Origin of the sequence: Kitasatospora sp. NPDC059795, from assembly GCF_042732175.1 — a bacterium.
In the GTDB taxonomy this organism is placed as follows: Bacteria; Actinomycetota; Actinomycetes; order Streptomycetales; family Streptomycetaceae; genus Kitasatospora.
Genome location: NZ_JBHWID010000003.1, coordinates 419,018 through 432,905, shown reverse-complemented (window position 1 = coordinate 432,905; position 13,888 = coordinate 419,018). Strand labels below are relative to the sequence as shown.

The window sequence follows — 13,888 nt, the reverse complement described above, 5'->3', positions numbered from 1 at the left end:
TCCTTAACGGCAGGCGTTAACGCCGTCCAGGCCTTCGATTCGATCACCCGCACCCGCTCTGGCCTGCGGAAATGCGGTAAGTCCGACCATCGGACGGGCTGCTTGTCTTAACGGTGATGACGCATACGCTCCCGTGCTGTGTTCAACCTCCCCCAGGCGCTCAAGCGCCTCGTGATCGGCCGCGCCATGCGCAGCGAGGAGCTCGGCGAGACGCTGCTCCCCAAGCGGCTCGCGCTGCCGATCTTCGCCTCCGATCCGCTCTCCTCGGTGGCCTACGCGACCGGCGAGATCCTGCTCGTCCTCACCGTCGGCGGCACCGCCTTCCTCTACCTCACCCCCTGGGTCGGGCTCGGCGTGATCGGCCTGATGGCCGTGGTGGTGATGTCCTACCGGCAGGTGGTGCACGCCTACCCCAGCGGCGGCGGCTCCTACGAGGTGGTCTCCCGCAACCTCGGCGCCAACTCCGGCCTGGTGGTGGCCGCTTCGCTGCTGGTCGACTACGTGATGACGGTCGCCGTCTCGGTGGCCTCCGGCGTGGACAACATCATCTCCGCGTTCGGCTCGCTCGCCGAGTACCGGGTGGCGTTGGCCGTCGGCTTCGTCGCGCTGCTCACCGCGATGAACCTGCGCGGCGTCCGCGAGTCCGGACGGACTTTCGCCGCCCCCACCTACCTGTTCATCGGCGGCATCCTGCTGATGGTCGTCACCGGCCTGATCCGCCTCGCCTTCGGCGACAACCCGCAGGCCCCCACCGCCGCCCTCGGCGTCGCCGCCGTCGACGGCAAGGACACCCTCCAGGGCCTCGGCCTGCTGATGCTCGGCCTGCGCGCCTTCGCCTCCGGCTGCACCGCGCTCACCGGCGTCGAGGCGATCTCCAACGGCGTCCCCGCGTTCCGCGCCCCCAAGTCCCGCAACGCCGCCGCCACCATGGCCGTGATGGGCGTCGTCGCCGTGGTGATGTTCGCCGGCGTCACGCTGCTCGCGCTCACCTCGCACGTCCACTACGTCGAGGACGCCTGCCAGTTGACCGGCCTGGCCGGCGACTGCCACTCGTACACCCAGCAGACCGTGATCGCGCAGCTCGCCGCGACCGTCTTCGGCGGCTCCGACACGCTGCTGTTCTACTTCATCCAGGCCGTGACCGCGCTGGTGCTGATCCTCGCCGCGAACACCGCCTTCAACGGCTTCCCGCTGCTCGCCTCGATCCTCGCCCAGCACCGCTACCTGCCGCGCCAACTCCACACCCGCGGCGACCGGTTGGCCTTCTCCAACGGCATCATCGCGCTGGCCGTGGTGGCCGGCGGACTGCTCTGGTTCTACAAGGCCGACGTCACCAGCCTGATCCACCTGTACATCCTCGGCGTGTTCACCTCGTTCACGCTCTCCCAGATCGGCATGGTCCGGCACTGGAACCGGGCCCTCGCCACTGAGACCGACCCGGCGGTGCGGGCCGGCGCGCAGCGCTCGCGCCTGATCAACGGCCTGGGCGCCGTCACCACCGCGCTGGTGCTGGTGATCGTCCTGATCACCAAGTTCACCCAGGGCGCGTGGCTGGCCGTGGTCGCCGCGCTGCTGCTCTGGCTCACCATGCGCGGCATCCGCCGCCACTACGACGCCGTCGCCGCCGAACTCGCCGTCGAGGACGTCGCCGCGGAGAGCTCCCGCCCCCGCCAGGTCCACGCCGTGGTGCTGGTCTCCAAGCTCCACAAGCCCACCCTGCGCGCTCTCGGCTACGCGGAGGCCTTCCGCCCGGACACCGTCGAGGCCGTCACCGTGGACGTCGAGCCGGAGGCCACGGCCGACCTGCGGGCGCAGTGGGACGCCAGCGGCCTGGACGTTCCGCTCCGGGTGCTGGCATCGCCCTTCCGCGAGATCACCAAGCCGGTCGTCGCCCACGTCCGCGAGCTGAAGGCCGAGCGGCCCGGCGACGCGGTGGCCGTCTTCATCCCCGAGTACGTCGTCGGCCGCTGGTGGGAGAACCTCCTGCACAACCAGTCGGCGCTGTGGCTGAAGAGCCGGCTGCTGTTCACCCCCGGCGTGATGGTGATCTCGGTGCCCTGGCAGCTGACCTCGGCGAGCCGCCGCACCGGCCGTCCGGCGGGGCGGGCGCCGGGCGCGGTCCGGCGCGGCGAGCCCACGAGGGGGCGGTAGCGCCGCAGAGTCCCCGACAGCCCCCGACAGTCCTGGGTGCTGTCGGGGGCTCGACTGCGAGGTTTGGTGCACCCCTGTTCACCTAGACTTGTCCGGGTTGTCACGTTTCAGATGCCTTAGGTTGACTGACGGGGAACCCAGGACAAGGACCGTATGGCCGTGATCACCGATTCCGACACCGCGTTGTTCCGTGCCCGACCCGCCTCCCCGCCGCGGACGCTGGTGGATGTGCTGGCGGCGACGGCGGCCGCGTTCCCGCAGGAGCCCGCGCTGGACGACGGGCGGGTGACGTTGAGCTATGCCGCCCTGCTGGGCGAAGTCGAGCGGACGGCACGGCAGTTGGGGGACGCCGGGGTCGGGCTGGGGGACCGGGTCGGGGTGCGGGTGCCGTCGGGCGGCAACGAGCTGTACGTGGCGATCCTGGGGGTGCTCGCGGCGGGGGCGGCGTACGTGCCGGTGGACTTCGAGGACCCGGACGAACGGGCCGAGCTGGTGTTCGGCGAGGCGGACGTCAACGCGGTGATCGGCGCGGACCTGCGGCTGGAGAAGGTGAAGCCGTCGGGGCACCAGGCCGGGAGCCCGACGCCGGAGCACGACGCGTGGATCATCTTCACGTCCGGTTCGACGGGCCGCCCCAAGGGCGTCGCGGTGACGCACCGCAGCGCGGCGGCGTTCGTGGACGCCGAGGCGGCGATGTTCCTCCAGGACGAGCCGATCGGGCCCGGGGACCGGGTGATGGCGGGGCTGTCGGTGGCGTTCGACGCGTCCTGCGAGGAGATGTGGCTGGCGTGGCGGCACGGCGCGTGCCTGGTGCCGGTGCCGCGCGCCCAGGTGCGCAGCGGGGCGGACCTGGGGCCGTGGCTGGCCGAGCAGGAGATCACCGTCATCTCGACCGTGCCGACGCTGGCGGCGCTGTGGCCGGCCCGGGCGCTGAACGAGGTGCGGCTGCTGATCTTCGGCGGCGAGGCGTGCCCGCCGGAGCTCGCCGAGCGGCTGGTCACCGAGGGCCGCGAGGTGTGGAACACCTACGGCCCGACCGAGGCCACGGTCGTCGCGTGCGGGGCGCTGCTCACCGGCGAGCAGCCGATCCGGATCGGACTGCCGCTGGACGGCTGGGAGTTGGCGGTCGTCGACGAGGCCGGCGCGCCGGTGCCGATGGGCGGCAGCGGGCAGCTGGTGATCGGCGGCGTCGGCCTGGCCCGGTACCTGGACCCGGTGAAGGACGCCGAGAAGTACGCGCCGCTGGCCGCGCTGGGTTGGGAGCGGGCGTACCGCAGCGGCGACCTGGTGCGGGCCGAGCCCGAGGGGCTGGTGTTCCTGGGCCGGGCCGACGAGCAGATCAAGCTGGGCGGCCGGCGGATCGAACTGGGCGAGGTGGACGCGGCGCTCCAGGCGCTGCCCGCCGTGTCCGGCGCGGCAGCCGCCGTCCGGACGGCACGCGGCGGCAACCAGCTGCTGGTCGGCTACCTGGTGGTCCAGGACGGCTTCGACCGGGACGCGGCCGTGGCCGCGCTGCGGGCCGAGCTGCCCGCCGCGCTGGTGCCGCTGCTCGCCGCCGTCGACCACCTGCCGACCCGGACGTCCGGCAAGGTCGACCGGGACGCGCTGCCCTGGCCGCTGCCCGACCTGGAGACCTCCGGGCCCGCCGAGCAGCTGTACGGCACCGAGGCGTGGCTGGCCGAGCAGTGGACGCAGATCCTCGGCGCCCCGGTGCGCGGCGCGGACGACGACTTCTTCGCGATCGGCGGCGGCTCGCTCGCCGCCGCCCAACTGACCACCCTGCTGCGCGGCCGCTACCCGGCCGTCTCGGTGCTCGACATCTACCAGCAGCCGACGCTGCGCAAGCTGGCCCGGCTGCTGGAGAGGTCCGCGCAGTCCGAGGGCCCGGCCCGCACCGTCGAACCGACGCCGCGCCGCGCCCAGCTGCTGCAACTGCTGCTGATGCTGCCGCTGGCCACCCTCACCGGACTGAAGTGGTCGCTGGCGCTGGCCGCCCTCGGCACCGTGCTCAACCTGCTCGGCGACCACCCGTGGGCGCCCACCGCGCCCTGGTGGCTGCTCGCGGCCGGCGCGGCGCTGCTGTACTCGGCGCCCGGCCGGCTGGCGATCGCCGCCGGCGGCGCCCGGCTGCTGCTGCGCGGCGTCGGTCCGGGCACGTACCCGCGCGGCGGCAGCGTGCACCTGCGGCTGTGGACGGCGGAGCGGCTGGCGGAGGCGTCGGGCGCGGTGCAGCTGTCCGGGTCGTGGCTGGTCAGGTACGCGCGGGCACTGGGCTGCCGGGTCGCCCCGGACGTCGACCTGCACGCGCTGCCGCCGGTGACCGGCCTGCTGCGGCTCGGCAAGGGCTGCTCGATCGAGAACGAGGTGGACCTGTCCGGCCACTGGCTGGACGGCGACCGGCTGGAGATCGGCGCGCTGCGGATCGGCGCGGGCGCCGTGGTCGGCACCCGCTCGACGCTGCTGCCCGGCGCGAAGATCGGCAAGCGGGCCGAGGTCGCGCCCGGCTCCGGCGTCACCGGGCACGTCCCGACCGGCCAGCGCTGGGCCGGCGCGCCCGCCGTGAAGACCGGCAAGGCCGAACGCGGCTGGCCCAAGCAGCGCCCGCCGCGCACCCTGCGCTGGTCGGCCGTCTACGGCGCCACCGGCTTCGTGCTGTCCGCGCTGCCGCTGCTGTCCGCGCTGCCCGCCCTGCTGATCGCCGCGCAGTTCGTGCACCCCGGCGACGGCCTGGCGCAGGCCCTGAAGGGCGCGCTGCTCGCCCTCGTCCCCGCCACGCTCGCCTACGGGCTGGCGTACGCCGCGAAGGTGCTGATCGGGGTCCGGCTGCTGTCGCGGGGGCTGCGCACCGGCTACCACCCGCTGCACGGCCGGATCGGCTGGCAGGCGTGGACGGTCAGCCAACTGATGGACCTGGCCCGGGAGACGCTGTTCCCGCTGTACGCCGCGCTGATCACCCCGGTGTGGCTGCGGCTGCTCGGCATGCGGGTCGGCAAGGGCGCCGAGGTGTCGACCGTCCTCGCGCTGCCCAGCCTGACCACGGTCGGCGACGGGGCGTTCCTCGCCGACGACACCCTGATCGCCCCGTACGAGCTGGGCGGCGGCTGGGTGCGGATCGGGCGGGCCGAGATCGGCGAGCGGGCGTTCCTCGGCAACTCCGGCATGACGGCGCCCGGCCGGGCCGTCCCGGACCGGGGCCTGGTCGGGGTGCTGTCGGCGACGCCGAAGAAGGCCAAGCGCGGCAGCTCCTACCTGGGCATGCCGCCGGTCAAGCTGCCCCGGGCCGCCGACACCGCCGACCTGGCCCTCACCTACGAGCCCCCGGCCCGGCTGCGCTGGGCGCGCGGGGCGACCGAACTCGGCCGGATCGTCCCCGTGCTGGCCTCCGCCGCACTGGCCGTGCTGACCGCCGCCGCGCTGTGCGCGCTCGACCGGCCGCTGCTGTCCGGGCTGGTCCTGCTGGCCGCCGGCCTGGTCGCCTGCGCCGTCTCCGCCGCCGCGAAGTGGCTGCTGGTCGGCCGCTTCCGGGCCGTCGAGCACCCGCTGTGGTCCGCCTTCGTGTGGCGCAACGAGCTCGCCGACACCTTCACCGAGGTGCTGGCCGTGCCCTGGCTGGTCGGCCGCACCGCCGGCACGCCCCTGATGACGCTGTGGCTGCGTTCGCTCGGCGCCCGGATCGGGCGCGGCGTGTGGAGCGAGAGCTACTGGCTGCCCGAGGCCGACCTGGTCACCCTCGGCGACGGCGTCAGCGTCAACCGGGGCTGCGTCCTACAGACGCACCTCTTCCACGACCGGATCATGCGGCTGGACACGGTGGAGCTCCGCGCCGGATCCACCCTGGGCCCGGGCGGGATCGTGCTGCCCGGCAGCACCGTCGGCGAACGCACCACCCTCGGCCCGGCGTCCCTGGTGATGCGCGCCGAGACGGTGCCCGCCGACACCCGCTGGCTCGGCAACCCGATCGAGGCCTGGCAGCAGGAGGACGCGCACCAGGAAGACGCGCACCAGGAAGACGCGCACCAGGCGGACGCGCACCAGGCGGACGCGCACCAGGGGGACACGCAGCAGGGGGACACGCACCGGTGAGCGCCGACCCGTACTTCCCCCGCAACGGGGACCCCCGCTACCGCGCCCACCGCTACGAACTCGCCCTCGACTACCGGCCCGGCCCCAACCGGCTGGCCGCCTCCGCCCGGATCTCCGCCATAGCGGGGCCGGAGCCGCTGCGCGAGTTCACCCTCGACCTGGCCGCGTTCCGGCTCGGCAAGGTCCTCGTCGACGGCCGGCCCGCGCACTACGCGCACCGCGACGGCAAACTGCGGATCAAGCCCGCCAAGGCCCTCGCCGCCGGCGCGCACTTCACCTGCGAGGTGCACTGGTCCGGCAACCCGCGCCCGGTCCGCAGCCCGTGGGGCGGCGTCGGCTTCGAGGAGATCGAGGACGGCGCCCTCGTCGCCTCCCAGCCGATCGGCGCGCCGTCCTGGTTCCCGTGCAACGACCGGCCCGCCGACAAGGCCGCCTACCAGCTGACCGTCACCACCGCGACCCCGTACACCGTCGTCACCGGCGGACGGCTGCTCAGCCGCACCACCCGCTCCTCCGCCACCACCTGGGTCTACGAACAGCCCGCGCCCGCCGCGTCCTACCTGGTCGGGCTGGCGATCGCCCCGCTGCGCGAGTTCCCGCTGACCGAACGCGTCCCCGGGACCGTCCCGCAGATCGCCTGGGTGCCGCTGGCGTTGCAGGCCGCGTTCGAGCACGACTTCGGCCGGCAGCCGCAGATGATGAGCCTGTTCGAGGAACTGTTCGGCCCGTACCCGTTCGGCGAGTACACCGTCGCCGTGGTCGACGAGGAACTCGACGTCCCCGTCGAGGCCCAGGGCATGGCCACCTTCGGCCGCAACCACGTCGACGGGCAGCGCGGCTGGGAACGCCTGGTCGCCCACGAACTCGCCCACCAGTGGTTCGGCAACAGCGTCACCATCGCCGACTGGCGGCACATCTGGCTCAACGAAGGTTTCGCCAAGTACGCCGAATGGCTGTGGTCCGAGCGCACCGGAGGCCCCACCGCGCAGGCCAGGGCCGCCGACGCCCACCGCCAACTGCGCGGCCTGCCCCAGGACCTCGCCATCGGCGACCCCGGCAAACGGCACATGTTCGACGACCGGGTGTACGAACGCGGCGGCCTCACCGTGCACGCCCTGCGCAGCGCCCTCGGCGACGCCGCGTTCTTCCGCCTGCTGCACGGCTGGGCCACCGCCCACCGGCACTCCGTCGTCACCACCGACGACTTCGCCGCCCACGCCTCGCACTACACCGACCGCCCGCTGCGCCCGCTGCTCGACGACTGGCTGTTCCGGCCCGCACTGCCCGACCTCCCCGAGCTCTGACTGTTCGTGACCTGATGTACTGACCCCATGGCCGCGAAGCCACCGTCGGTTGTCGAAGTCTTCGGAGGAACGAGGAACATGAGCACGCACTACGACGTGGTCGTCCTGGGCGCCGGCCCCGGCGGCTACACCGCCGCCGTCCGCGCCTCCCAGCTCGGTCTGCGCGCCGCCGTGATCGAAGCCAAGTACTGGGGCGGCGTCTGCCTGAACGTCGGCTGCATCCCCTCCAAGGCGCTGCTGCGCAACGCCGAGCTCGCGCACACCGTGCTGAAGGAGGCCGACCTGTTCGGCATCCGGGTCGAGGGCAAGGTGTCCTTCGACTACGGCAAGGCGTTCAGCCGCTCCCGGCAGGTCGCCGACGGCCGGGTCAAGGGCGTCCACTACCTGATGAAGAAGAACGACATCACGGAGTACGACGGCTGGGGCACCTTCGTCGACGACCACACCCTGCAGGTCGCGCTGCGCGGCGGCGGGTTCGAACTGGTCACCTTCGACCACTGCATCATCGCCGCGGGCGCCACCACCCGGCTGCTGCCGGGCACCTCGCTCAGCGAGCGGGTCGTCACCTACGAGGAGCAGATCCTCACCGAGCAGCTCCCGGAGTCGATCATCATCGCGGGCGCCGGCGCGATCGGCGTCGAGTTCGCGTACGTGCTGCACAACTACGGCGTCAAGGTCACCATCGTCGAGTTCCTGGGCCGCATGGTGCCGCTGGAGGACGCCGACGTCTCCGCCGAACTCGCCAAGCAGTACCGTAAGTTGGGCATCCAGGTGCTGACCTCCACCCGGGTCGACGCGATCGACGACTCCGACCCGAACAAGCCGGTCCGGGTCACCGTCACCCGCGACGGCAAGCAGGAGGTGCTGGAGGCCGACAAGGTCCTGCAGGCGATCGGCTTCGCGCCGCGCACCCAGGGCTACGGCCTGGAGGTCACCGGCGTGCAGCTCACCGAGCGCGGCGCGATCGCCGTGGACGGCCGGGGCCGCACCAGCGTCGACCACATCTTCGCGATCGGCGACGTCACCGCGAAGCTGATGCTGGCGCACGCCGCCGAGGCGATGGCCGTGGTCGCCGCCGAGACCATCGGCAAGCACGAGACCATGGAGATCGACTTCGTGATGGTCCCGCGCGCCACCTACTGCCAGCCGCAGGTGGCCTCGTTCGGCTACACCGAGGCGCAGGCCCGCGAGCTCGGCCACGACGTCAAGGTGCAGAAGTTCCCGTTCACCGCGAACGGCAAGGCGCACGGCCTCGGCCAGCCCGTCGGCTTCGTCAAGGTGATCTGCGACAACACCCACGGCGAGCTGCTCGGCGCCCACCTGATCGGCCCCGAGGTCACCGAGCTGCTGCCCGAGCTGACGCTCGCCCAGCAGTGGGACCTCACCGTGCACGAGGTCGGCCGCAACATCCACGCCCACCCGACGCTCGGCGAGGCCGTCAAGGAGGCCGTGCACGGCCTGGCCGGCCACATGATCAACATGTAGTTCCCCTGTTCGGGTGAGCCCGGCCCGCCCCGGCGTCCTCCGTCCCCCGACGGAAGGCGCCGGGGCGGTACGTTCTGCGTCCACCACCCCCCCGGACGCGAGGAGTCGGCCCGCATGGACGTCCCGTACCTGACGGTCGAGGAGCGCACCGAGATCGGCCGCGCCGCCCGCAAGCACGCCCCGCGCTCCACCGCCGGCCACTGGCGGGCCGCCGCCGACCGGCCCGACCCGCTCGACGTGCTGCGCGCGCAGGCCGCCGACCGGGTGCCCGAACTCGTCCCGATCCGCAACGGCCGGATGGCCGCCTCCCCGTTCGCGTTCCTGCGCGGCGCGGCCGCCGTCATGGCGAACGACCTCGCCACCGCCCCCACCAGCGGCCTCACCGTCCAACTCTGCGGCGACGCCCACCTGGTCAACTTCGGGCTGTTCGCCTCGCCCGAACGCGCCCTGGTGTTCGACCTCAACGACTTCGACGAGACCCTGCCCGGCCCGTTCGAATGGGACGTGCAGCGGCTCGCCGCCAGTCTCGCCGTCGCCGCCCGGGAGAACGGCGAGGGCCCCGAGGACGCCCACCAGGTGGTGCTGGACGCCGTCCGCGCCTACCGCGAACACCTCCGCGAACTCGCCCGCCTCGGCGAACTCGCCGTCTGGTACCGGCGCATCGACGCCCAGCGCCTGGCCGACACCCTCAAGGGCAAGCCCCGCCGCCGGATCGAGGCCGGCCTCGCCTCCGCCCGCCGCCGCGACAGCCTCCAGGCCGCCGGCAAGCTCACCGAGACCACCGCGAGCGGCCGCCGCCGCTTCAAGGACCAGCCCCCGCTGGTCGAGCACATGGGCTTCGACACCGACGAGGTGCGCGGCCTGCTCACCGACTACGCCGACAGCCTCCCCGACGACCGCCGCCGCCTGCTCGACCGCTACCGCTTCGTGGACGTCGCCCGCAAGGTGGTCGGCGTCGGCAGCGTCGGCACCCGCTGCTACATCGTGCTGCTGGAAGGACGGGACGCCGCCGACCCGCTGATCCTCCAGGTCAAGGAGGCCCTGGCGTCCGTCCTCGAACCCCATCTGGCGCCCTGCCGGTACCGGCACCACGGCGAGCGGGTGGTCGCCGGGCAGCAGCTCATCCAGGCCACCAGCGACATCTTCCTCGGCTGGATGACCGGCCCCGCCGACCGCCACTTCTACTGGCGGCAACTGCGCGACATGAAGGGCACCGCGGAGGTCGGCACCATGACCACCCGCACCTTCCGCGCCTACGCGGCCCTCTGCGGCACCGCCCTGGCCCGCGCCCACGCCCGCTCCGGCGACCGCATCGCCCTCGCCGCCTACCTCGGCCGCGGCGACACCTTCGACCGTGCGATCGCCGCCTTCGCCCACCACTACACCCGGCTCAACGCCGCCGACCACACCCGCCTCACCGAGGCCGTCGCCACCGGCGAGGTCCAGGTTCAGAACGCCTGACCCCCACCGGCCGACGCGAACGGCCGGCGACCCGGGTCGGAGGTTCGGCGTCGGTCGGGGTGTGACTCGTCCTGGTCACCGGCGGTGGCCGTCAGGGGCGTTCGCCGAGGAAGGCCACCACGGCGTCCACGAATTCCGCCGGCCGTTCGACGTTCCCCAGGTGGACCGTGGGCAGGACGGTGAACCGTGCGCCGGGGACGGTGGCGGCGATCTCCCGTCCGTGGGCGGCCGTGGTGACGGTGTCGTGCTCGCCGGCGATGACCAGCGTCGGGCTGCCGATGAGCGCGACGGTGCGGCGCAGGTCGAAGTCGCGTACCGCGGCCCAGCTGCCGGCCACGCCCTCGCGTCGGGTGGCGAGCAGGGTGCGGCGGAAGCCCTCGACCGTCTCGTCGCCCCCGTCCAGCAGGTGGGCCGGGAACCAGTTGCGCAGGAACGTCTCCGCGGTGGCCCGCATGTCGGGGGCCTCCAGCAGGTCGGCGATCGGCCGGTCCCACTGGCCCGCCGGGCCGAGGTGCGCGGCGGTGTTCGAGAGCACCAGGCGGTCGACCCGCTCCGGAACGTGGATCCCCAGCCACTGCGCCACGATTCCGCCGAGGGACAGGCCCAGCACGTGGACCCGTTGCAGGCCCACCGCGTCCAGCAGTTCCACCACGTCGCGCCCCAGCCGGTCCAGCGAGTACGGGCCGCTCGGGACGTCGGAGGCGCCGTGGCCGCGCGCGTCGTAGCGCAGCAGCCGGAAGTGCTCGGTGAGGGCCGGCACTTGGCCGTCCCACATGTGCAGGTCGGTCCCGATGGAGTTCGAGAGCAGCAGCACCGGCTTGTTCTCGTCGCCGTCGAAGCGGTAGGCGATGCGGACGCCGTCGCCGGTGGTGACGGCGGTGGTGGCGGCGGTGGTGGCGGTGGCGGTGGTGGCGGCGGTGGGGGTCTGGGAAGTCATCTCGGCTCCAGTGGTCCAGCGGCTATGTGCTCAGCCTAGGAACGCCGCCCGCAGAGTTCTATGACAAAGATCGGCAGAAGCCTGTAGGTTGCCCGGACAATGTCCGACTTCACGCTCCACGAGTTGCAGTGCTTCGACGCCGTCGTGAGCGACGGCGGCTTCCAGGCCGCCGCCGAGCGGCTGCACCGCTCGCATCCGTCGGTCTTCGCGGCGGTGGCCAAGCTCGAACGCCAGTTGGGCCTGGAGCTGCTGGACCGCTCGGGCTACCGGGTGCGGCTCACCGAGGCGGGGCAGGCCTTCCACCGCAAGGTGCGCCTCCTGCTGCACGAGGCCGAGGAGCTGCAGATCTTCGCCGCGCAGCTGGCGGTGGGCGAGGAGGCCGAGCTGCGCGTGGTGCTCGGGGACCTGTGCCCGCTGCCGCCGGTGCTGGCGCTGCTCGGCGGCTTCTTCGCGGGACGCCCGCAGACGCGCCTGCACCTGCAGTTCGAGACGGTGACCGGCCCGTGGGAGCGGCTGCTGGAGGACGAGGCCGACCTCATCGTGCACCGCGTCCCCAAGAGCGACGTGCGGATGGAGTGGATCGATCTCGGCCGCGTCGCGCTGGTGCCCGTCGTGGCGCCCGGCTTCCTGCCCTTCGCCCCGGACGCCGGGATCACGCCGCAGCGGATGCAGGCCTTCACCCAGTGCGTGGTCCGGGACTCGGCGCGGCGCCCGTCCGAACAAGGGCACTTCCTGGTCGAGGGCGCGCCCAGGTGCTCCGTGCCGGACCACCTCATGAAGAAGGAGCTGATCCTGCACGGCATGGCATGGGGGCACCTGCCGCGGTTCCTGATCGAGTCGGAGCTGCGCGACGGCCGCCTGCTCTCCATCGCCGGACGGCACTTCCCCGGCGTGGTCGAAGAGCTCTCGGCGGCCCGCCGGCGCGACCGGCCGCACGGCCCGGTCGCCGACCAACTGTGGGACTTCCTGGCCCGCCACGCGCCGGTGCTGCGGCCGGTGCTGGGCCGGGTGCCCCGGCCGAAGGCGGCGCCGGCCCGTTAGGCGCCGGCTCTGCGGCAGGTCACTCGCGCAGGACCGGGCGGCCGGATTCCAGGTGGGCGAGGAGGCGGGCGCCGTGGACGCCCGGGGCGTCGAAGCAGCCGTCGTCGTCCTCGTCCTGGTCGGTGCCGAGGAGGGCGGGGAGGAGGATCTCGGCGGCGGGCGGGGTGGCGACGTCGTCGCGGTCCAACTCGGCGAGGGCGTAGGGCGGGGCGAGGACGGGGCCGGTCAGGGCACCGGTGATCTCGTCGGGGAAGAACCCGGCGGACAGGACGGTGACGCCCGCGTGCAGGTCGCCGCCGATCATCACCAGCTTGTCCGTCATGTGGCCGACGAACGCGCCGACCCGGACGGTGCCGCGGACCAGCAGCTTGGCGTCGCCGCCGAGGTAGATCGCGCCGGCGGTGAGGTCGCCGAGGACGACCAGCGCCGGGCAGCCGTCGTCCACGTTGAGGATCGCGCCGGTCACCTCCAGGTCGCCGTCGATCACGAACCCGGTGCCGTACGGCTCGGTCGCGTCCAGGTCGAGCGGGCCGGTGACGGCCAGGCTGCCGGAGTGGACGTCGTAGGTCTCGTCGTAGAGGTTCTGGTAGCTGCTCAGAGGTAGTCCGCGGCTCTCGAAGAGCGTGACGGATTCGTCCCAACTATGGGGCGTGGCAGTGATGTTCATGGCGCGGAGTCTGTCACGCGGCACTGTCGGCGGAGGCTTCGGAGTGCTCTCGGAGTGCTCTCGGAGCGGGCCCTGGTGTTCTTGTCTCACACCGCACCGGCCGACCGGACGGGCGGAGGGAAACACACCGAGGAGCACACCATGGCGAACGTCCTGAACCTGCAGAAGATGATCACCGTCGAGGGCGGCAAGACCGAGCCCGAGGAGTCCTGGAGCATCTCCTCTTGCGACTCGCACAGCTGCTGACCCGCAGAGGCCTTCGGGGCCTCGGTGGCGCACTGCCGCCATACCGCGCCGGCCGACCGGCCGGGCGGACGAAGCACATGCCGCAGAGGAGCACACCATGGCGAACGTCCTGAACCTGCAGAAGATGATCACCGCCGAGGGCGACGCGACCAAGGACCAGGACGCCGTCAGCGTCTCGTCCTGCGACTCGCACAGCTGCTGACCCGCAGCGGTCTTCTGAAGTCCGGCGGCGCATTGCCGCCATACCGCGCCGGCCGACCGGCCGGGCGGACGAAGCACACACCGCAGAGGAGCACTCCATGGCGAACGTCCTGAACCTGCAGAAGATGATCACCGCCGAGGGCGACGCGACCAAGGACCAGGAGTCCTGGAGCATCTCGTCCTGCGACTCGCACAGCTGCTGACCCGCACAGGTCTTCTGAAGTCCGGCGGCGCATTGCCGCCATACCGCGCCGGCCGACCGGTCGGGCGGAGGAAGCACACACCACAGAGGAGCACACCATGGCGAACGTC

General features: G+C 72.8%; 8 protein-coding genes. 6 read left to right on the top strand and 2 right to left on the bottom strand.

Translation table 11 applies throughout. The features are described from left to right. Positions 1 to 186: 186 nt before the first annotated feature. From ACFV4P_RS09125 to ACFV4P_RS09105, 5 genes are all read left to right on the top strand, one after another. Positions 187 to 2,151 (top strand): APC family permease, encoded by a 1,965-nt coding sequence (locus ACFV4P_RS09125; RefSeq protein ID WP_380469137.1) that lies wholly within the window; start codon positions 187 to 189, stop codon positions 2,149 to 2,151. Between the two features lie 159 nt (positions 2,152 to 2,310). After that, positions 2,311 to 6,234 carry a Pls/PosA family non-ribosomal peptide synthetase gene (locus ACFV4P_RS09120; protein WP_380468945.1) on the top strand — a complete coding sequence of 1,308 codons (3,924 nt, stop codon included), beginning with the start codon at positions 2,311 to 2,313 and terminating at the stop codon, positions 6,232 to 6,234. Beyond that, positions 6,231 to 7,538, top strand: a complete 1,308-nt coding sequence (locus ACFV4P_RS09115) for a M1 family metallopeptidase (RefSeq protein ID WP_380468943.1) — start codon at positions 6,231 to 6,233, stop codon at positions 7,536 to 7,538. Before ACFV4P_RS09120 ends, ACFV4P_RS09115 begins: the two co-directional genes overlap by 4 nt. A 78-nt stretch (positions 7,539 to 7,616) precedes the next feature. Further along, entirely contained in the window at positions 7,617 to 9,023 is a 1,407-nt protein-coding gene (lpdA, locus tag ACFV4P_RS09110; RefSeq protein ID WP_380468940.1) for a dihydrolipoyl dehydrogenase, read from the top strand. Between the two features lie 114 nt (positions 9,024 to 9,137). Then, positions 9,138 to 10,484, top strand: a complete 1,347-nt coding sequence (locus ACFV4P_RS09105; RefSeq protein WP_380468937.1) for a DUF2252 domain-containing protein — start codon at positions 9,138 to 9,140, stop codon at positions 10,482 to 10,484. A 91-nt stretch (positions 10,485 to 10,575) separates the two neighbouring features. On the opposite strand, the gene pcaD is transcribed toward ACFV4P_RS09105, so the two are convergent. Further along, the gene (pcaD, locus tag ACFV4P_RS09100; RefSeq protein ID WP_380468935.1) at positions 10,576 to 11,421 is read right to left on the bottom strand and encodes a 3-oxoadipate enol-lactonase; all 846 of its coding nucleotides are present in this window, start codon (positions 11,419 to 11,421) and stop codon (positions 10,576 to 10,578) included. Between the two features lie 99 nt (positions 11,422 to 11,520). On the opposite strand from pcaD, the gene ACFV4P_RS09095 reads away from it, so the two are divergent. Further along, positions 11,521 to 12,462, top strand: coding sequence for a LysR family transcriptional regulator (locus ACFV4P_RS09095; RefSeq protein ID WP_380468933.1), 942 nt, complete (start codon positions 11,521 to 11,523; stop codon positions 12,460 to 12,462). Between the two features lie 19 nt (positions 12,463 to 12,481). Here ACFV4P_RS09095 and ACFV4P_RS09090 read toward each other — a convergent pair whose 3' ends face one another. Then, positions 12,482 to 13,129, bottom strand: coding sequence for a hypothetical protein (locus ACFV4P_RS09090; RefSeq protein ID WP_380468932.1), 648 nt, complete (start codon positions 13,127 to 13,129; stop codon positions 12,482 to 12,484). Positions 13,130 to 13,888: the final 759 nt, after the last annotated feature.

Excerpts from the sequence above, each read along its gene's own strand:
- pcaD (WP_380468935.1), bottom strand. The coding sequence starts at position 11,421 with ATGACTTCCCAGACCCCCACCGCCGCCACCACCGCCACCGCCACCACC.
- lpdA (WP_380468940.1), top strand. The coding sequence starts at position 7,617 with ATGAGCACGCACTACGACGTGGTCGTCCTGGGCGCCGGCCCCGGCGGC.
- ACFV4P_RS09125 (WP_380469137.1), top strand. The coding sequence starts at position 187 with ATGCGCAGCGAGGAGCTCGGCGAGACGCTGCTCCCCAAGCGGCTCGCG.
- ACFV4P_RS09105 (WP_380468937.1), top strand. The coding sequence starts at position 9,138 with ATGGACGTCCCGTACCTGACGGTCGAGGAGCGCACCGAGATCGGCCGC.
- ACFV4P_RS09090 (WP_380468932.1), bottom strand. The coding sequence starts at position 13,129 with ATGAACATCACTGCCACGCCCCATAGTTGGGACGAATCCGTCACGCTC.
- ACFV4P_RS09095 (WP_380468933.1), top strand. The coding sequence starts at position 11,521 with ATGTCCGACTTCACGCTCCACGAGTTGCAGTGCTTCGACGCCGTCGTG.